The sequence below is a fragment of the Aeribacillus sp. FSL K6-1121 genome (genome assembly GCF_038003725.1).
GTDB classification, from domain to species: domain Bacteria; phylum Bacillota; class Bacilli; order Bacillales; family Aeribacillaceae; genus Aeribacillus; species Aeribacillus composti.
Genome location: NZ_JBBOPS010000001.1, coordinates 3,353,277 through 3,374,022, shown reverse-complemented (window position 1 = coordinate 3,374,022; position 20,746 = coordinate 3,353,277). Strand labels below are relative to the sequence as shown.

Below are 20,746 nucleotides of genomic sequence, written 5' to 3'. Positions count from 1 at the left end.
TTATGTTAGTGAATTTGCTCATCTACAGTATTTTACTTGAAAAACTGCGGCTTAATTTCGTTTGATAAAACGTTACATTGGATTTCCCATCTTCGTTCACTCGATCTTCTTTCGAAGTAAAAATCAAGACAAAGGATACAACAAGAAGCAAATGAAATAAAAAATATATTGAGCAAACAGTCAATTTAACTTTCCCGCCTGATATGCCTGGTCATTGTTAAATTCTCTTCGGAATAAGTACCTTTTTCAGCTACTAGGAAGGAAATCATCAGGAATGATATATAATGCCAATCGTGCAATTCCAATTGGTGAAAACATACTTCATATATTCGGACATTGTTGGAGCTGACTCGCCGAAATACTCTAAAACCTGCGGCAAGGTGAAATCAATCCCTATAACTGCTTTCACTTCATCTGGGTATGCATTAGCATAATACATGCTGTATATGCCAGAAATAGAGTGCGGCATCAATATGTAAGGACCTTCTATATTTGATTTTAAAGCGGTTCTAATTCCCTCCACTATATTTTCCACTGTTCGTTCCTTATTCGTTACGTTGCTCCAACCATATCCAAAGCTCTCTACTACGACCACTTTATGATTCTTTGCCAATTCATTTACTAAGGGGTCGAAATCTAACACGGGAGCTGCTGTGCCTAAACCGCTTAATAACACAATCGTGTTTTCTCCATCACCTTTTGTATAAACGTGCATATTCTTTCCATCTACTTCAACTAATTGTCCTAATGGTGGATATTTTGCTTATACACTGTCATGATGTGATGGAAAACGCCTCAAATCAGAGCCGCTGTAATCATAAACAAAAAAATATTTTTTGGAATTATCCAAAATCAAGATTTCTTTTTACTGTTCATTCTTTCACTTCTCTCTATAAAACATTCTATTGATCGGCTATGCCAACGCCATTCGAACCATCTCTCCCGCCCTGATTCCTTTGCAATAAGCCAATTGCTTGCAGAGGTTAAACAAAAATAAAAAACGCGAATTTTCTAAAGGGTGCTTTTCGTCAATAAGGAAGCAGAGCCTTTTTCTTAATAATGACGAAATGTTTGCTCTTTTCGTTTCAAAAAAATCCCCTCTAAGTATATGGGCCTTGTCCACTGTCTACTTAAAGAATATCTTATCAAAATTGGTTCTTTTTTCTTTTACCTTGTCAAAAAATATTTATATAAAAATATTTGAATTCGAGATATTTTTCGGTTATGATAATATCAAAACAAAAGGAGGAAAATAAAAAATGGCAAATTTTCAATTAGATAAGGTGCACAGCTCTATTTCTTTCCAAGTAAAACACTTAATGGTTTCCAAAGCAAAGGGAGAATTCACTCAATTTGATGTAGAAGTTGACGGCGATGTTGATCAGCTCGAATCTGCAAAAGTAAAAGTAACAATTCAAGCTTCTTCTATTGACACAAAAAATGAAGACAGAGACAACCATCTTCGTTCCGGGGATTTTTTTGATGTCGAAAACTATCCGGTCATCACGTTTGTCAGCGAATCTATTAAAAAGGTTTCCGACGATGACTATGAAGTAACAGGAAAATTGACAATTAGAAATGTTACTAGAACCGAAACATTCAAAGTAGAATTCAACGGTCAATCGAAAAACCCGTTGGACGGAAGCATTGTCGCAGGATTTGATGTAGAAGGAAAAATCAATCGCGAAGATTATGGTTTAACATGGAACGCTGCTCTTGAAACAGGAGGATTCCTCATCGGCAAAGATGTAAAATTATTCGGCAGCTTCGAATTTGTCATTAGCTAATCTTTCGCAGGCAAGTGATTTGCCCTTTGCCGCACATGGCGGCTGAGGGCTTTTATTTTAAGAAAATGTAGCAAAAAATGTCATTCATACCTCTCTAATGAAAAATCCCCCTGCTTATAAAGTTTACTTTTCTTTTATTTTTTGTTATTATTCATAATATTTCAACCGGAGAAGGAGGAAAACAGCATATGTCCCATCAATCATTGCAACGCCACTTGCCGCCTTACCGAGCAGATCATGTAGGCAGTCTGTTAAGAACAGACCGAATTAAACAAGCCCGATTGAAAAAAGCAAATGGGGAAATAACAGCTGAGCAATTAAGAGAGGTGGAAAACGAAGAAATCACACGCATCGTCGAAAAACAAAAGGAAATTGGCCTCAAAGCGGTGACAGACGGCGAATTCCGAAGAGCTTGGTGGCACTTTGACTTCCTTGAAAATTTAGTAGGTGTGGAAGGATACGACACAGAGACCGGAATCCAATTCCATCAAAAACAAACAAAATCTCATTCTATTAAAGTTGTTGACAAACTAGATTTCAACGGCCATCCGATGCTTGAAGATTTCAAGTTTCTAAACAGCATCGCTTCCGGCCATACAGCCAAAATGACTATCCCGAGCCCGAGCATGCTTCATTTCAGAGGGACGATTGAAAAAAGCGCTTATGAAGATCAAGACGAGTTTTTCCACGATTTAGCCCAAACGTATAAAAAAGCGATTCAAGCATTTTACGATGCCGGTTGCCGTTATTTGCAGCTGGATGATACATCATGGGCATATCTTTGTTCAGAAGAGCAAAAGGAGCAAATGCGGGCCCGCGGCTTAAATCCGGATACGTTAGGACAATTGTATGCGAAAACAATTAATGAAGCTGTTGCCAATCGTCCTGATGATATGAGAATTACGATGCACATATGCCGAGGCAATTTCCGTTCCACTTGGATTTCATCCGGCGGCTATGAGCCAGTGGCGGAAATATTGTTTGAAGGCGTAAATGTGGACGGCTTCTTTTTGGAATACGACAGCGAAAGAGCCGGCGGCTTTGAACCCCTTCGCTTCGTAAACCGGTCAAATTTATCCATCGTTCTCGGCTTGATCACGTCAAAATTTGGAGAATTAGAAAATAAGGATGAAATTAAACGGCGCATTGATGAAGCATCCCGATTTGTTGATCTCAATCAGCTTTGCTTAAGCCCTCAGTGCGGTTTTGCATCAACTGAGGAAGGAAACCTGCTCACAGAGGACGAGCAATGGGCAAAACTTCGCCATGTCGTAGAAATTGCCGAAGAGGTTTGGAAATAATCGTTTACTAAAGAAATACTTACATAAGTGTGTAATGTTAAGAGCCTGTCGAACGTGAATTTCGTGCAATGAACTATCGATTAAGCGAGGCTTGCGGACAGAATGTGGCGGAATTTCGATAAAGGGCAGCAGCTTGCTTTACCTATATTGATTGGTTTCATCGTTCATTCCGAAGCAATTGCAGCATGTAAGAGTTCCAAATTGAACCTTTTTCTGCTTTGCGAAAGCTCTATTCGGGTTATGCATCAAGAATCAATATTTCTAGAAATGATACCCGTAAATTGCAGCAGCTCTGTTTTTCTTTTGGAAAATTTGATTGCAAATCGCCGACAATTTATTTTTGCAAAATAAGGTGCTGCCCGCTCATCAGTTTATTTAGGAAAATCACCGTAATGACCAGTTTCTTCCGTTCTATTATTCTGGAAAATATGTAAAAAAGGGGGGGCTAATAAGTCGATTTTACGGCTTATTAGCCCCCATTAATGTTTTAGAAACGTTGATATATCGGTGTTTATGATTTTTTGTTTTCAATGGCGATTTTACTTTCTAAGAGCCCCTTTTTCTTTTTGACAGCATCACCATCAGATGTTTCTGAGCAATTTACGAACTTAACAGCAAATATTTATGCTTTACAGCAGAGCTTAATTCGTCGGGAGAGCCTTCAAACACGATCGAGCCTTTGTTTAAAATATATATGCGGTCTGCAAGCTCAAGCGCCATCGATAAATTTTGTTCAACTAAAAGCATTGTAAGACCTTGCTTCTTTAATTCACGAATAATCCGTTTCACTTCCTGAACCATCAATGGGGACAATCCTTCTGACGGCTCGTCAAGCAGCAGTAATTTAGGATTCGTTAGCAAAGCGCGTCCAATTGAGAGCATTTGCTGCTCTCCTCCGCTCAAAGCCCCTCCCATCGATGCTTCTCTTTCTTTCAGCCTTGGAAACGTGTCATAAATTTGTTCTAATGTCCAGCCATTTTCGGCAGGCCTATAAGTGGTCATTAAATTCTCCTTTACAGTCAAATTCGGAAATATTCTTCTCCCTTGCGGAACAAGAGCAACGCCTAATTTCGAAACCTGGAAGCTCGTCTTTGATTGAATTTCCTGTTCTTCAAGCACAATTTTTCCTTTTTTTGATTGAATGATTCCCATGATAGAATGAATCGTTGTTGTTTTCCCCATTCCGTTTCTTCCCAGCAGGACGGTTACCTTGCCTTGTTCAACCGTTAACGAAACATTATGGAGGACGTGGCTGTCGCCGTAAAATGTATTTAAATCTGAAATTTTAAGCATGTGCTGCCGCTTCCTCCTTTCCAATATATATTTCGTTCACCCTCCTGTCGTTTCTCACTTCATTTGGATCGCCGTCAATGAGAATTCCTCCGTCATATAAAACGACCATTCTATCCGCCAGTCCAAATACGACCTCCAAATCATGCTCAATAATTAGAACGGTCAAGTCCTTCGGCAAATTGTGCAGCAAATCGACAATATAATCCGTTTCCGCCTGCGACATGCCGGCAGTCGGCTCATCTAATAATAAAACTTGCGGATTGATCGCAATGCCAAGCAAAATTTCGATTTGCCGTTGTTCGCCGTATGACAGCTTTTTCACTATTTCATTTGCACGCTTTTCCAATCCCCAAGTTTTGATCAATTGGTTTGCTTCCTCGAAAAGCTTCGGGTATTTTTTTTCGTTTCTCTTTTTAAACCACACGTTTTGCAAATGATGTTTCCGCTGTAAAACTAATAATAAATTGTCAAGCACCGTCAGTTCGTTCAACAAATTGTTTCGTTGAAAGGTGCGAACGATTCCGGCGTTTGTCCGTTTAAAGTTGGCAACATTCGTTATATTTTCTCCTTTATAATAAATGGACCCGCTGCTCGGCTTCAGGTCGCCGGTTAAAATGTTGAAAAAGGTCGTTTTCCCGGCTCCATTCGGACCGATAATGCCTATCCGCTCACCTTTTTTCACTTCCAATGAAACATCCTTAAGAATTTCAAGACCGCCAAAATGCATGCCGACGCGATCAATCTTCAAGATTACAGGATTCTCCATGCCCCATCCCTCAATTCTTCACATCATTGTTATACAACGCATTGGATTTTTTTCCGGAAATAGCTGACAGCTTGTTGGATTTTGAAAATGACTGAAAGAGCAATTTTCCAAGCCCGACAATTCCTTTTGGGAAAAATACGACAAACAAGATAAAGATAATCCCAATAATCATCATCCACATGGTCGTATAAGAGCTGACAATCGTTTCTAAAATGACGATAAATGCTGCTCCCAAAACGGGCCCGATCATTGTTCCGGAACCGCCGATAAGAACCATAATTAAAACAGAGCCAGACATCGTCCAATATACATCGCTAGGCGAAATGAAGCTGTTAAAGCTTGTATATAACGATCCTGCTACTCCGCCGAGCCCGCCGGCTAAAACAAATGCGGCAAGCTTATATAGTGTTGTATGATAGCCCATCGATTTCAATCTTGTTTCGTTTTCGCGAATCCCTATTAATACTTGCCCAAAAGGAGAGTGTACGATGAGGCTTAAACCGCCGTAGATCAATATAAACAAAAGCAATATCAAATAATAAAAGTAAACCGGGTTTGAAAAATCAAGTGATCCAATTAAAGGGCTTGGAATGCCTGATAATCCGTTTGAACCGCCCGTGATAGTCGTTGACTGGTGGACAAATGAATAAATCATTTGCGAAAAAGCCAATGTTAACATAAGAAAATAAAAGCCGCTCACCTTTACGCAAAAAATTCCGATGATGGCGGATGCAATGATTGCAGCCGCAAGTGAGGCGAAAAGAGTAAGGAAAAAGTTTGGAGATATCTCCCTTGCAAGAATTGCGGACATATAAGCCCCGATTCCAAAAAACGCCGCATGGCCAAGCGAAACCAGCCCGGTATATCCGACCAAAATATTTAAACTAAGAGCGAAAATAGCTAAAATTAAAATTTCAGTTACCAAATTTAAATAAAACAAAGAAAAGATAAAGGGGGAAAAGATGAGCAACATAACTGCGGCAATAAGAACGAAACCTTTTTTGTTCAATGCTTAACCACCTGCCTTCCGAGCAATCCGTTCGGTTTGACGATTAAGACGACCGCCATTAATCCGAAAACGACGAACAAGCTTAACTCAGGAACTAAAAATCGGCAAAAAGTCTCAACAATCCCAATCGTTAAGCTGGCCACAAACGTTCCAGCGATCGACCCTAAGCCCCCTATAACGAGAACAACTAATGCCAAAATAAGCGTTTAGAATTCCATGCTTGGATAAAGCCCGAGGATCGGCGCAGCAATGACTCCGCCAAAACCTGCTAAATATCCCCCTATGAAAAACACGACGGTAAAAACTAGTTGAATATTTACACCTAAAGCACATATCATCTCTTTATCGCTCAGTCCAGCGCGAATGATCGCCCCCCAGCGCGTTTTTTCTTGAATGAACCACAACAGCCCCGCTAAAATTAAACCTATTGCAATTACAGCTAAACGATAGACAGGAAAGGCTTGATTAAATAAGGTTACCGTACCTGATAAACTTTGAGGCAAAGGGATCGATAAAACATCCGATCCCCATATCGCCGCTGTCATATCATGAATGACATACGCAAGCCCAAATGTTAACAATACTTGTGACAGGTGCCCTAGCTGATAAGTTGGCCGCAATAAGATCATTTCAATAATGAGAGAGCAAACAGCTACTGCTAAAGGTGCAATGATTAAGGCAAGCCAAAAATTTTGTCCAGAATGGACGGTAATCGAATATGAGACATAAGCTCCTATCATATACAACGATCCATGCGCCAAGTTCAATACTCCTAAAATGCCAAAGACGAGCGACAATCCGCATGTAATGACGAAGAGCAAAAGCCCGTATGAAATGCTGTTTACTAGCTGCGCCCCGATAATATCCATGATTATCACCTCTTTTTTTATCTATTTTCCTGGATCTCTCACCTCTTCAATAATTTCGATCACTTCGTTTTCCGTCTGTCCATTCACAAGCTTGGTTTCAATGATATACATGTTTTGAATAACGTGGTGGGTCTCCTTGTCAAACTTAATCGGGCCTCTCGGGCTTATGAATTCAACATTAGAAATCGCTTCTACCACTTTATCTGGATCTGAGGCGTCGCCGTCAAGCGTTGTCAGCGCTTCTGCAATAATTTTGGCAGCATCATAGCCTTCCAATGCTTCAATGGTCGGGCGTTCATTATATTTCTTTTCAAAAGCCTCTTTAAACTGTCTATTTTCTTCTGTTTTTATACTATAATCCCAGAAAATAGAGGAAATTGTTCCAACTCCTGCGTTTCCTTGTGATTTCCGCACGTCCTCTGAAACAAGCCAGCCGGAACCAATTAATTTCTTATCTTCTTTTAACCCGAATTGATCGTATTGCTGAACAAATCTCACCGCATCACTTCCTGCGAAAAATGCATATACTGCTTCAGCCTTTGCATTTTTAATCGTGGTCAAATAAGAGGAATAATCATTGTTTCCGAGAGGCGGGTAAACTTCACCGACAATTTTTCCTCCTGCGGCAGTATAAGCTTCTTTAAACGCTTCAGATACTTCCCGTCCAAACGCATAATCTGCTGCTGCAATGTACATTGTCTTTCCTACGTTATGAAACGCCCATTCTCCTAATGAATTGCCAATCTGCCACGAGGAAAAAGAAGAACGCCAAATATAGTCACTTCGTTTGCTTCTCGTTAAATCATTTCCTCCCGCATGCGAAACAAGGAACGGAATTTTTTTCTTATCCACTTCATCGCGAATGGCATAGGCTACCGCCGTGCTTACCGTTCCTGTTAAAATGTCCACTTTATCTTGATCAATCAATTTTCTCGCTTTCCTTAATGCTACTTGCGGATCAGCTTCACTGTCTTCTTTAATAATTTCGATTTTTTTGGATCCAATTTTCCAATCAATGCTGTCAAAATACAGCTCCATACCTTTGTGCAAATGCTTTCCAAGTGAAGCATAAACCCCCGAATCTGGAAGCAGCACACCAATTTTTATTGTTCCTCCGCTTTTGCTCCCGCCTTCTTCTTTTTTCGATGTTGACTGAATCGCGCTGTTGCCACAAGCCGATAAAACGGCTAAGAAAACAACCAGCATAATCAAAAATAACTTCTTTTTCATCAAAATCCCCCCGTACTTGTCAAGTAAAACGCTTTCAAAATTCGCCTCCCGTTTTTAAAACGCTTTCATTTTCCTGGGTATCTTTTCTCCTCCCTTTTCCTCCGGAACTAATATTTCAAATATTATAATATATCTGAATTTTTAAAATTTCAATATTTTTTATTCATTTCGTCAAAAAAACATATAGTTAATGAAATCTATGATCGTCGCAGAAAACGCTGGAAATTCTTGTTTTTCTCATCATTCAATCTTCATTTTTTCTTTAATAACGAAAATTTTATTATTTATTTTTTTTACACTCGTCATACAAACAAATGGCTTAATGAATAAATTTTATTCGTAATTGTTTAAGAAAGACAGATGATTATCCTAAGCTTTTATTTGCAGAGGACTTTCCGCAAAAAAATAAGCATTAAAAGTGATGCCCATCGTAACCCAAATAAAAAAACCTAGGGACTCTTAAAATTCCCTAGGGATTGCCTTTACAATATGACTGTTATGCCCACCACATTTCAGCAACTTCTTCTTTAAAAAGAATTTGCTTTAATAAGCTTACTGCCTTTCCTAATCCTTCATCAATGGATGCCAGCATATCCTCATGTTCAATTGAAAGAACATAATCATATCCGGCAGCACGCAAGGCACTTACAATATCCTTCCACACTTTTTCACCTTGGCCATAGCCAACCGACCGAAATGTCCATGATCGGTCCAAAATTTTACTGTAATGCTTTGTATCTAAAACGCCATTCACTTGTATATTTGCTTGATCCAAATAAGTATCTTTAGCGTGTACATGAAATATGGCATTTTCACGTCCTAATTTTTTTATTGCTTCAACAGGATCAATGCCTTGCCAAATGAGATGGCTTGGATCAAAATTCGCTCCAATACTTGGCCCTACATTTTCTCTTAACTTTAATAAAGTTTCAGGATTGTAAACAATAAAACCTGGGTGCATTTCAAAAGCAATTTTATAAAATCCCGTTTGAACGTACAGCTCCCCCGCCGACAACTAGATGATTATAAAGCAATACTTTTTCTACTTTTTTAAAAATTAATTGTTTGTAAAACTTTATTAGCGTTAAAAGGGAAAAAAGGTTTTTAGAATAAAAAACAAATTGTTATATATTCCGAGGCGGCATTTTAAATGATTGACAAAGTCAATTCTTCAAACTACGCAACACATTGTATCCGATGGCAAATATCCAATCACAGCAATAACTGAACCATTGGGTGCCAATAGAAAAAAACCGGGTTTCTGGTCATAACAGGTAATCCAATATTATTCATCCAGACAGTTTAGCAGTCTTTTTTTCAGCAAAATGCAGATGTAAAGTGTAAAATATACTGCCAATTGCAAGAGACATCCAGCATACATGCACGTGTACAGTAATGAAATATTGAAAAACAAAACTCGAACAACTCTCCGATCAAAAATTAGAATTTTTTATTTATGAATGCCTATTGGATCTTACTATGAAATAATTTGAAATCGACATCGCCTTAATCTGCAATTAAAGCCCCAAATTTATCATTCAATTACCGCTCATTTAACTTCATTCAAATGCTAAATGAACAGTTACGGATAGACGGCTGAATGACTTTATTAAAAAAAAAGAACCCTTGATGCTTTATAAGCAAGGGCTCGTTTTTCCACTGAATTATGCCGGTACCGCATAAATAATATATCGCTGTGGCGCATTTCCAATATAACCGAACGGATAGCATGTTGTTAACGTTAAAACTTCGTTTGGAGCAGTAGATCGGATCACTGTTCGATCATCGGCATCAACAATCTCTGTTTCTTGAATTAAATATGTGAAACGACCATACTCCATTTCAACAATGAGTTCATCTCCAATTTTTAAATCGCCAACATTGCGAAAAACTGTATCCCGATGTCCTGATAAAACGATTTGGTCGTTTTGCCCAGAAAAAGCAGTGCCTCTGTAATGACCGACGCCTTTCTCCAATTCGTCTTCATCCGTCCCCTCAACGATCGGCAATTGTGCTTTAAGTTTCGGGATGTGCAAAATGCCAATCACCTCGTCCATTTTCGGTTGAAAGTCGCTTGGTACAACTTCGCTTCTCTCCTTTTTCTTTAGACCTTCTGCACCAACAAGCTGATGGGCTTCCTTCAATGCCTCATTTTGTGCGCTGTGCATTGACCATAACTTCCATCCGCCATATGCGACACAAAACAAACCACAGCCAATAAACAAAATGGGCAGCCAATTTTTCACATGCATCCTCTTCCTTTAATTGAGACTGTTGTTAATTATTTTACCATAAAAAGTCGAGAAGACATCCGCTTCATTTTGCGGAGAAAACCAAAAAATAAAATAATCGGACCCCAGCTACTGTTCTTAGGGAAACCTGTTAAAGCAGCCCATAAAAATGCTAGGCGTCGGTCTGTTTTCAATTGATCTGAAATAAGTAAAAAAGTAAGAACGTCTCAAGGGCAGAATTTAAAATTGTTGTGAAGGACAAAGGGGCTTGTCTATAAGACTTTTTCGGCTTATAGACGTGCCCCTTTAAAAACGTTGATATTTGATGTTTTTTGTTTTCAATGGAGATTTGACTGTCTGAACAGCCCCAATATTGTCTATATTTCTTCAAACCCACATTAATTGACAAAAATGAAATTTGGCTCGTTCAAATATTTTTTTAGCTCGTTCAATGCTTTTTGTGCCAACACTCCGTCCATAATCCGGTGATCATAACTGAGCGATAACGCCATCATGGATGCAATTTCAATCGAATCATCGACCACAACAGTTTTTTTCTCGATTCGGCCGATGCCAAGAATACACGATTGCGGATGGTTGACAATCGGTGTAAACCATGCGCCGCCAGCTGATCCGATATTCGATATCGTACATGTAGAGCCTGTCATTTCATCCGCTTGAATGGAACCATCTCTTGCCTTTAGGGTAAGCTCGTGAATTTCTTTAGCAATTTGAAATAATGTTTTTTGGTCTGCATGCCGTATGACCGGCACGACAAGACCGCGGTCTGTATCAGCAGCAAAACCGATATGGTATTGTTTCTTCAAAATGATTTCTTCACGTTCTTCATGAAAGGAAGCGTTTAATTGCGGATACTTTTTCAAAACGATCGTCAACGCTTTCACAACATAAGCTAAATAGGTGAGTTTGATTGCTTCCTCTTCCGCAAACGATTTTATGCTTTGTCGATGCTGAACAAGCTTAGTAACATTCGCTTCATCAAAATGTGTTACATGCGGAATCGTCTTTTTCGAATGAACCATTGAACGTGCAATGAATTTGCGAATGTTTGAAAGCGGAATATATTCATCTTGTACCGAATTGGTCTTTGTTTCTTCCTTCTGATTTTTTTGCTGACTTTCCATCTCAGGCTGCTGATTTTTGCGCCTATTGATCACGGCCTCAATATCTTCTTTTAATATTTTGCCGTTTGGACCCGATGGAATTACCTCTTCAAGATTCACTTGATGTTCTCTTGCAAATTTGCGCACGGATGGAGCGGCCACTATGAATGAAGAATTTGTTTGCTTCTCTTTTTCCCGCTTCTTGTACTCGTTGCGAATATCTTCTTCCGTTACTTTCCCGTTTAAACCAGTCGGCTCCACAAGCCGCCAATCCACCCCTAGTTCTTTCGCTAATTTCTTCACTCGCGGCGTCGCCCTTTTCTCGACCTTTTGCTCCGTTGCTATTTGTTCTTCCGGTCTTTCATTCGTTTCTTCTTGTTTTATGTCTGGCTGCCCGTCGCGTTCAGCTGTTTCAATTGTTGCAAGCACTTCGCCGACAGATGCTGTATCTCCTCTTTTTTTACGGATTTCCTTCACGATTCCGCTTGCAGGTGCATGCAGCTCCGATACCGCCTTTTCCGTTTGAACTTCAACAAGTATGTCATTTTGCTCCACCTCATCCCCTTCAGACACATGCCAAAATGCAATTAAGCTCTCATTATATTCTTCCGACAATTGCGGCAATTTAATTTCAATAATCATGTTGGCCTCCTGTGAAAGAAATGGTAGATTTATTCATTAACGAGTTTTATAGCTTCTTGATAAATTTTTTCTGCATTCGGTAAAACAAACTGTTCAAGCGGGCGGCTGAAAGGAATCGGCACATCTGGTACAGCCAATCGTTTGACCGGAGCTTCTAAGTCATACAAGCCTTCCTCTGCAGCTATGGCAGCAATCTCCGCCGTCATGCCGTATGATAAATAATCTTCATCTACTACAAGTAATCGATGAGTCTTTTTAATGGATTGCAGGATTGTTTCACGATCTAACGGGACAAGTGAACGCAAATCGATGACTTCTGCTTCAATTCCTTCTTGCTCCAGCTTTTTGGCAGCCTCCAGCGCATGATGAGTCGTCATTTGAATCCCTACAATTGTTATATCTTTCCCTTCCCTAACAACGTTTGCTTTTCCTAACGGCACCGTGTAGGCTTCTTCCGGAACATGACCGACTGATGCGTCTAATTGATCCATCCATCCTAAACCTTGCAATGTTTTATGGAACATAAAGACTACTGGATTATCATCCCGAATGGCTGAAATCATCATCCCTTTTAAATCATATGGAGTGGATGGAGCCACCACTTTCATTCCCGGCAAATGCGCAAACGTTGCATACAAAGTTTGAGAGTGCTGAGCAGCATCACTGTACCCTCCGCCAACAGCGGTCATCAGCACAATCGGCAGCTTCACTCGACCGCCCGACATATAAGGGATTTTTGCCATATGGTTATAAATTTGATCCATGCAAACGCCAAAGAAATCGACAAACATCAATTCAACGATCGGCCGCATTCCTTCGGCTGCTGCGCCAATGGCCGCTCCAATAAATGCAGTTTCAGATATCGGGGTATCAATCACTCGATCTGATCCAAATTGTTGAAATAATCCTTCTGTCGATCCGAAGATTCCCCCGTAAACTCCGACATCCTCCCCCATGACAAACACGTTTGGATCCCGCTCCATCTCCAATTTAATCGCTTCCGCCATGGCTTTATTTCCCGTTAATAAGCGCGTTTTTGTTCCTTGCACAGCTTATAACCCCTTTCCTGTTTATTTACGAAACGTATAAATCTTTTAAAGCATCTTCCGGATTCGGATAATTGCTGCTGCGTGCAAATTGATAAGCAGCGTCTACTTCCTGTTTTGCTTTATTTTCAATGATGTCAAGATCGTTTTCCGCTATGTTTTGTTCAGAGATTAATAGATTTCGAAGGCGGACGATCGGATCTTTATCCCGAAGAAGCGACACTTCATTTTTATCTCTATACAACTCCGGATCCCCTTGGAAATGTCCCAAGTAACGATATGTTTCAATTTCAATAATCGATGGACCTTCGCCTCGTCTGGCGCGTTCCACTGCTTCTTTTGATACTTCGTACATGCTGATCGGATCGTTGTCTTTGACGTAATATCCTTTAATGCCATATGCAGCTGCACGAACATCGTTAGATGCTACAGATGTCGATGCTGTTTTCGGAACAGAAATTCCGTACTGATTATTTTCAATCACCACAATAAGAGGTAAATTCCAAAGTGCTGCCATATTTAATGACTCATGGAAAGCTCCTTGATTGGCAGCTCCCTCTCCAATAAATGAAACCGCAACCCAGTCTTTCCCTTTTTTCTTAGCAGCTAAAGCTGCTCCAAGAGCGTGTGGGATTCCTGCTCCAACAATTCCTCCGCAGGAAAACTTGACATCCGGATCAAACAAATGCATATGTCCTCCCTTGCCTTTGCCAAGCCCGGTTTCTTTTCCGAAAATTTCAGCCGTCATTTTATTTAGGTCAACGCCTTTCGCGATGGCATGATGATGAGGCCTGTGCGGCGACGTAACCGTATCTTCTTTTTTCAAATGAACACATATGCCGACGGCTGCCGGTTCTTGCCCTGTTGCCAAATGCATCTCGCCAGGAACAGGACCCGCCCCAATATTGAAAACCGGATTTTTCCCTTCAGTATAAGCTTCTGCCATTTTGTCTTCGTAATAACGGATTTTGTACATGTTTTCATACATCCATAAAAGATCATTTTTAGAAATTGCCAATGTATTCTCTCCCTTCTACCAAAATAGAAAACGGTTTCAAATAGTTAAATGCAAAAATTGTGCCAAACTACATTTTTTGTGATTGATATATTTAGTTTCATTGAAAATGAATAAGATTTTTTATGCTACACAAAAAACGTCCCGTTTTGGGACGCTTTTTAGAGACACAATGATACAATTTGATACGAAATGAAACAAAATGATATTAATAAGGGATTTGAAATCTTTGCATTTGCCGATAAAAAGTGCTTCGTGATATCCCTAAATATTGCGCAGCTTTTGTGATGTTGCCGTTATATAGACGTAAAGCTTGCAAGATCGACTGCTTTTTCATTTCATCTCGATGAATAAACACCGTTTCCGATTTTGGCTTGGAGTCCGTTTTTATAATTTCCTCAGGCAAATCTTTAATAGTTAAAACAGGCTTCGTCAATTTGTTTAAAGTTCTTTCTACTATATTTTGCAATTCTCTAATGTTTCCCGGCCAATGATAATGTATTAACGCTTGAAAAAAATCCGGTTTGATTTCAGGAAAAGGCTTATTTAACTTTTCACAATTTTTTTCAATAAAATGATGAACAAGGAGCGGTATGTCTTCTTTTCTTTCTCGCAATGACGGCAAAGTGATCGGCATGACATTAAGCCGGAAAAACAAATCCTCCCGAAAGCTGCCTTTTTCGACCTCTTCCCGAAGATTTTTGTTCGTCGCTGCGATGATGCGAACATCAACAGGCAAAACTTTATGCCCGCCGATTCGCACCACTTCCTTTTCTTGTATGACTCGTAAAAGCAATACTTGCATTTCCAAAGACATTTCTCCAATCTCATCTAAAAAAAGCGTACCGCCATCGGCAAGCTCAAATTTTCCTGCACTTCCCCCTTTTTTCGCTCCGGTAAAAGCACCGTCCGCATAACCAAACAGTTCGCTTCCTAATAAATCTCGAGGAATTCCGCCGCAATTGATGGCTATAAAAGGCTTATGCTTTCTGTCACTTTCATTATGGATCGCTTGTGCAAACATTTCTTTTCCCGTACCGCTTTCTCCTAAAATTAATACATTTGAGTCCGTTTTTGCTGCTAGCTTCGCTTCGTTTACTTTTTGGAGAAACTGGGGATGCTTCCCGATCATATCAGAAAAAGTGATTTTCGCCTGATTGCCTGATAAATGATTAATAAATTGTCTTATCTTTTGAATCTCTTTTATAATCATCATTGAACCGATCCATTGGCTGTCTTTATAAATGGGGAGTTTATCAACTAGAACATGAAAAACTTTGTTTGACTGTTTTATTTTTAAGTGCAGTTCATGATTTTGAAGATGTCGAGGGCGATTGGAAATAATCGATTTGTTGCTAAAAACTTCGCTGATCTTTTTCCCTTCCAGGCAAGAATGATTCAATTGAAGCAGCTTTTTTAATTGATCATTCACTTTAATAATGAGCCCTTCCGTATCGAAAATGAGGATGCTCTCTTTCATATTATTGGTAGTCGCTTCAAGAAATCTTTGCATCATAATGTTTTTTTCTGTCTTTTCAATCAGCTCCAGCTGGTACTCAATCGCTTTCACTGCTGACACTACCATTCCTAAAGTATGTGGATGCACTTTTTCATATGGGCCTGAAACATTTAATACGCCGATTATCTTTCCTTTTGAATCGTGAATGGGCGCAGCCGAGCATGTCCATGCCTGGCAAATTTCCGAATAATGCTCCTCAGCATATATTTGTACAGGTTGATTGATCACAATCGAAGTGCCGATTGCATTCGTTCCCATTGCTTGTTCACTCCAATCAGCACCTTCCACAAATTGAATATCAGCTGCCATCTTTAACGTATCAGCGTCGCCAATTGATTTTAACAACTGTCCCTTTTCGTTGCAAAGAATCACTAAAAAACCCGAGCCCTTTACGATTGAATACAATCCTTCCATAAACGGAACCGAACATTCAATTAAAGGCTTGTAATGGTCTATCTCGATTTTTTTCATTTGACCGTATCGTTGAAAAGGATCAACATTCATTTCTTTGGAACGAATCCATGAATCCTTTACAATGGGAGATAATTTTTCGTCGAGCTTATTTTCAAAAATAAAGCGCTTCCAACATTGTTTGACATACTCTCTTTTCTTCATCATAAAACACCTCCTTCAATTGTTGATTAAAGCTTTTCGTCCAATCGCATCACATGCCAGCTTACAATGTTTATCGAATTTTTCTAATATTCTCCTATATTGTAGCATTACAAAAAAGCTGTGAGAACTAGCGATCCACTGAATGAAGCTCCTTTTATTTTTGAAACTTTTTAAACCAAAAATGCTGGAAACCCCTTTTACTTTTTCAATCATGAGAAATTGGGGCGCCCTTCTTTTGATATCCCGAAAATACAGAAATTTACAGTTGTCGATCGTACTGGACGCATCGACAAAATTGGTCATAAAAAAAACCGATTCCAAAAGATTGGAATCAGTCTTTCTTGCTGCTGCACGGAAGGCCAAATCATTCTCTTTTTTCCGTTATGCATATGTTTGGAAATTGTATTACCAGTTATTAACTTGATCGAATGGTGATTTGGCAAAGCCTTGTTCTTTCTAAATGAAACGGCTTCATGGCATTTAAACGGTAATTCTTAATGTTTAAAATCAGTGATTTTTTAGTATGCTTCAAAAAAAGACGAAACGACGTTCCAACGATCACTTTGAAAAATGCCGCCGGTTCTTCTGCATATGTAAGCAGAACTCCCTATTGTGAACAAATATTGATCAGTATGATGATGTTTTTCAAACGTCTTCCTTCATTACATAACAACTGAATTGAGCTGATAAAAAATATATACAATGTAGGAATGTGGGCAGCTATAAAAGAATAAAGGTTTTTGGCAATGGGAAAGAAGTATAATATATTGAAATAATAAAATGCTCTATATTCTGGGAGGATAACATAAAGTTATAACGGGGGAACGTGAATCGTATTAAAACGATCATAAAAATTATTGTGAAAAAATTATCATCGGAGCTGTCCTATTCATTTATATTATGTTTTCTTTCTCCTTTTCTTTCGTTAATTGTTTTAATTTGTTGGACAGCTCCATAAACCAATTTTCATCTTTTGTTAACAAGGCTAAATCAATTAATGCTTTAATCTGCTCTTCATTTTCTATTGGAGATACGGGCAATTTTTTTACCCAATGATTTAATGTTTCAACTGTTTTACCAACGACGATTTCATTGTCACAAGCCATAACTTTTACTCTTATAATCTTTTGTGATGAATCTATCGTTTCAACATAACCGTAAATAAATTCGCCGCTTTTTGTTTTTCCTTTTACCCAATCCCCTACTTTCACTGGCAACTGATTGATTCCTTCCATTTTATACACCACCACTTGCAGTATTATAGAGATCTGTTTTGAAATACTAAATATCTATGTTGTTAACAGAAATTATTACATGATAATAAAGGGAACGCAAACAATTTAACTTTGAGAATTATATCTTTTTTTATATGAATCATTTACGAAAGAAATATTTAATTACTCAACTTTCGCACACAGATATTGTCAGACATCCCTTGATGTAATTAGGTAAAGACGCAATCCATTCTTGTACTTTACTTTTAAATAATTCCATGTTCAAACAAACATTAGCTTCTGCTAATGTTTGGAAGATCGCTAATAATTGATTCAACGCACTCTCTAGAAGGCCGGTGAATTAATGGGGCATGGACTTCCCTCATGTCGAATTTTGGAGGCCATTCTCCCCGCCATTTGGCGCCAAAGGACGGAATTTGGAGCAGGAAGTCCTGCTCCAAATTCCGTTTTTGCGCACGCCAAAGAGCCGGTCCCCCTCGTTTTTTTCGAAACCGGCACAATCGCTTCAGATTTTGCACGACGGCGGTCAACAGCGCCTGTTCTTCCATGGCGTAAAGACCCCGGCTTCGGGGCCCGGTCCAGCCCATGACATTCCTTCCCTACGGCGAACACATGCTCACAACGCGTGCGAAGGGCTTGAATGGATCGATAGCCGCCCTGTTGCTGAATGAGCCTCGCTTGATTGCAAATCTGAACGTCTCGGACTTTCGCCCGGCGCTTTGCTTCCTGAGCGGGATTCTTCGCCCGGCGCTTCCAGGTTGGAATCTCCTCCATCTCCTTGCGGCGCAGCGACACGAGCGGTGTGATGCCTTGAACGAAGAGCGCTTCCAGATACTCGGTAGTGCCATACGCTTTGTCCGCGGACAAGGTCCGAATCGTGATCGACGGATGGCGAAACCGAATCGAGGCCAGCTGCTCCAAACTCGTCTCCCGCTCCGCCGTTCCGGTGGCCACGCCGCTTTTCGAGATAAAATGACGCGCGACTGGACATCGATGACGTCGTGCACCAGATACCGAGGATACGCTTCCTGTCCTTTGCCTTTCTTGTACAACCGGGCATCCGGATCCGTCACGTTTCGATGGGTTTGGTTGGAAAACTTGATTCCACGGAAGTTTCCCCGTTCTTCGGCATGGACGCGTTCCCCTGATTTTGGAGACGGAGAAGGCGGGTCGTCATCGGGATCCCGGTCCGCATCCGGGGACTCGGTCTGTTCATCTTCCCGGGCGGTGCGGGCCAGGTAGTCTTCCAACGTCTCCACCGGAGCGAGCTTGACCTCCCGCAAGCTGTGGATCGAAGCATTCGCCCGCACTTGAGTGCCGTCAGCCGCCGCATGCACATCCGGCGAGACCAGCCCCGCCGCGATGCATTGATCCACCACGTAGGTCATCAGCCGGTCAAAGATTCCATGTTGGCGCCAGCGTTTCCGCGTTTTGACGAGCGTTGTTCGATCCGGAAGCGCAGGATGATAAGGATCCGGATGAAGCACGGATTCAAAGTCGAGACCGCAAAACCACAAGTATCCGGCATGCATGGGGAGGATCTCATACAACTCCCGCTCGGAGTGATCAAACAAATACGAGAGCAGCATCAGGCGAAGCAGCCGTTCCGGATCCGCCGCCGGGCGAACCGTTTTTTCCGTGTACAGGGGAGCCACCCAATCGTGAATGACGGAAAAGTCAACTGCTTCGTTGATTTGGCGCAGGATAAGGTGTGCGGGAACCAGGTCCTCCATGTCGATGACTTGAAACAGCCGAGGCTGAGTCGAAGGGTTTTTGGGGGCTTTCATCATCCATTCACGCTCCATTCCAACGATTTTTCTTCCTTTTTCGACACAAGCCACCTAAATCCCTGCCTCGGGGTGTACTTTTTCACCGGCCTTCTAAATAAAATAATGGTATGATTGACGGAGACGGATAGAAACAACAATCTGTTCTTGGAGAGTGGTACTATGGAAGAACGAGATTGGGAACTTTTGCAAACCTTATTTAAATATAAAAACATCACGAAAGCCGCCCAAGAGCTGTTTATTTCCCAGCCAACGATTTCGAAGCGGCTTCGCGAGATTGAGCAGCATTTTGGCGTGACCATCGTGCAAAGGGGGAGAAGAGGAGTGCAATTTACCCCTGAAGGAGAGTATTTGGCGAAGAGCGCAGAACAAATGTTGCGTCATTTGCGCAAGATTAGAGAACATGTCAAGGATATGAATACAGCTGTCGTAGAGGGAACGCTGCGGCTAGGCGTTTCGAATTACTTTGCCAAGTATCAGCTTCCGCGAGTATTAAAACGTTTTAAAGATGAACATCCGCATGTTGAATTCCAAGTGCAAACAGGTTGGAGCCGGGAAGTGTTTCAATGGGTGTACAATCAGGATGTACATATTGGATTTGTTCGGGGAGACTATCAATGGGCGGGCAAAAAGCATCTCTTATTTGAAGAAACGCTTTGCGTTGCTTATAGGGAAGAATTCGACCTTGGCGATCTTCCTCGCTTGCCAAGAATTGACTATCGCACGGAGTCTTTATTTAAAGGCATCATTGATAACTGGTGGGCTGAACATTTCGAACAGCCCCCGTACGTTGGGATGACGGTCGACCGAGTGGATACTTGCAAGGAAATGGTGATTCATGGTCTTGGATATGCGATCGTCCCCCGCCGGATCCTTCATGATGCGCCGCACTTGTACAAGCTCGATCTCACAGGTCGGGAAGGAACGCCGATCCTCCGGAAAACGTGGATGATTTATCATGAAGAAGTGTTGGCACTCAAAATCGCTAAGCTGTTTGTGGATTTAGTGGAACATTTGGACGACTGGTGAAACACGTTCACCTTTGCGCAGTGCAGTCCTTTTGAATATGGGAAAGTGGGAAGGCCCTTGCTAGGGCGTTTTTTCTTAACTTCATCGTCTCCCCGTCATCATTGCTCCTTTACGGCCGCACTATGGGAAAACCGTTAGTGCGGTTGGCCCCCGCCACGGTGTTTTGCGTTGAGATATCCTCCACGTGACGAACCTTCTCTGTGACCGTGTGTGGTCTCTTGTTGTTAGGTATTCCATTTCATCATGGT

16 protein-coding genes and 2 pseudogenes are annotated in these 20,746 nt (G+C 40.8%); 3 read left to right on the top strand and 15 right to left on the bottom strand.

From position 1 onward, the window contains the following. Positions 1-268 precede the first annotated feature (268 nt). Positions 269-715 (bottom strand): alpha/beta fold hydrolase, encoded by a 447-nt coding sequence (locus NSQ61_RS16480; RefSeq protein WP_242009307.1) that lies wholly within the window; start codon positions 713-715, stop codon positions 269-271. A 544-nt stretch (positions 716-1,259) separates the two neighbouring features. Here NSQ61_RS16480 and NSQ61_RS16475 point away from each other — a divergent pair. Both NSQ61_RS16475 and NSQ61_RS16470 read left to right on the top strand, forming a co-directional pair. Next, positions 1,260-1,787, top strand: coding sequence for a YceI family protein (locus tag NSQ61_RS16475; protein ID WP_066251402.1), 528 nt, complete (start codon positions 1,260-1,262; stop codon positions 1,785-1,787). Positions 1,788-1,975: 188 nt separating this feature from the next. Then, positions 1,976-3,088: a cobalamin-independent methionine synthase II family protein gene (locus NSQ61_RS16470; protein WP_063389091.1), complete on the top strand. Its 1,113-nt coding sequence runs from the start codon at positions 1,976-1,978 to the stop codon at positions 3,086-3,088. A gap of 600 nt (positions 3,089-3,688) precedes the next feature. Here the strand turns inward: NSQ61_RS16470 and NSQ61_RS16465 are convergent. From NSQ61_RS16465 to NSQ61_RS16400, 14 genes and pseudogenes are all read right to left on the bottom strand, one after another. After that, positions 3,689-4,381, bottom strand: coding sequence for an ABC transporter ATP-binding protein (locus NSQ61_RS16465; RefSeq protein WP_063389093.1), 693 nt, complete (start codon positions 4,379-4,381; stop codon positions 3,689-3,691). Then, the gene (locus tag NSQ61_RS16460) at positions 4,374-5,147 is read right to left on the bottom strand and encodes an ABC transporter ATP-binding protein (RefSeq protein WP_117016884.1); all 774 of its coding nucleotides are present in this window, start codon (positions 5,145-5,147) and stop codon (positions 4,374-4,376) included. Before NSQ61_RS16460 ends, NSQ61_RS16465 begins: the two co-directional genes overlap by 8 nt. Positions 5,148-5,157: 10 nt before the next feature. Continuing rightward, complete coding sequence (locus tag NSQ61_RS16455) at positions 5,158-6,156, bottom strand: branched-chain amino acid ABC transporter permease (protein WP_340807585.1); 999 nt, start codon at positions 6,154-6,156, stop codon at positions 5,158-5,160. Beyond that, positions 6,153-6,353, bottom strand: coding sequence for a hypothetical protein (locus tag NSQ61_RS16450; RefSeq protein WP_340807583.1), 201 nt, complete (start codon positions 6,351-6,353; stop codon positions 6,153-6,155). The genes NSQ61_RS16455 and NSQ61_RS16450 overlap by 4 nt, the downstream gene beginning before the upstream one ends. Positions 6,354-6,362: 9 nt before the next feature. Beyond that, the gene (locus tag NSQ61_RS16445) at positions 6,363-7,025 is read right to left on the bottom strand and encodes a branched-chain amino acid ABC transporter permease (protein WP_340807581.1); all 663 of its coding nucleotides are present in this window, start codon (positions 7,023-7,025) and stop codon (positions 6,363-6,365) included. A 21-nt stretch (positions 7,026-7,046) separates the two neighbouring features. Next, on the bottom strand, positions 7,047-8,255 hold the full coding sequence (locus tag NSQ61_RS16440) for an ABC transporter substrate-binding protein (RefSeq protein WP_063389097.1): 1,209 nt from the start codon (positions 8,253-8,255) through the stop codon (positions 7,047-7,049). Between the two features lie 496 nt (positions 8,256-8,751). Then, positions 8,752-9,240, bottom strand: a pseudogene (locus tag NSQ61_RS16435) (sugar phosphate isomerase/epimerase family protein); the annotation flags it as partial. A 679-nt stretch (positions 9,241-9,919) separates the two neighbouring features. Continuing rightward, positions 9,920-10,501 carry a class D sortase gene (locus tag NSQ61_RS16430; RefSeq protein ID WP_445659453.1) on the bottom strand — a complete coding sequence of 194 codons (582 nt, stop codon included), beginning with the start codon at positions 10,499-10,501 and terminating at the stop codon, positions 9,920-9,922. A 383-nt stretch (positions 10,502-10,884) separates the two neighbouring features. After that, positions 10,885-12,252, bottom strand: a complete 1,368-nt coding sequence (locus NSQ61_RS16425; RefSeq protein ID WP_340807577.1) for a 2-oxo acid dehydrogenase subunit E2 — start codon at positions 12,250-12,252, stop codon at positions 10,885-10,887. A gap of 29 nt (positions 12,253-12,281) precedes the next feature. After that, a complete protein-coding gene (locus NSQ61_RS16420) occupies positions 12,282-13,301 on the bottom strand; it encodes an alpha-ketoacid dehydrogenase subunit beta (RefSeq protein ID WP_066251433.1) in 1,020 nt (339 codons plus the stop codon). A 25-nt stretch (positions 13,302-13,326) separates the two neighbouring features. Next, positions 13,327-14,316, bottom strand: coding sequence for a thiamine pyrophosphate-dependent dehydrogenase E1 component subunit alpha (locus NSQ61_RS16415; protein WP_066251437.1), 990 nt, complete (start codon positions 14,314-14,316; stop codon positions 13,327-13,329). A 205-nt stretch (positions 14,317-14,521) separates the two neighbouring features. Then, positions 14,522-16,450: a sigma-54-dependent Fis family transcriptional regulator gene (locus tag NSQ61_RS16410; RefSeq protein WP_117016916.1), complete on the bottom strand. Its 1,929-nt coding sequence runs from the start codon at positions 16,448-16,450 to the stop codon at positions 14,522-14,524. 890 nt (positions 16,451-17,340) lie between these two features. Next, a complete protein-coding gene (locus tag NSQ61_RS16405) occupies positions 17,341-17,682 on the bottom strand; it encodes an IDEAL domain-containing protein (protein WP_063389111.1) in 342 nt (113 codons plus the stop codon). Between the two features lie 324 nt (positions 17,683-18,006). After that, positions 18,007-19,487 (bottom strand): annotated as a pseudogene (locus tag NSQ61_RS16400) (transposase). A 144-nt stretch (positions 19,488-19,631) separates the two neighbouring features. On the opposite strand from NSQ61_RS16400, the gene NSQ61_RS16395 reads away from it, so the two are divergent. Then, positions 19,632-20,498 (top strand): LysR family transcriptional regulator, encoded by an 867-nt coding sequence (locus NSQ61_RS16395; protein WP_020959278.1) that lies wholly within the window; start codon positions 19,632-19,634, stop codon positions 20,496-20,498. Positions 20,499-20,746 lie beyond the last annotated feature (248 nt).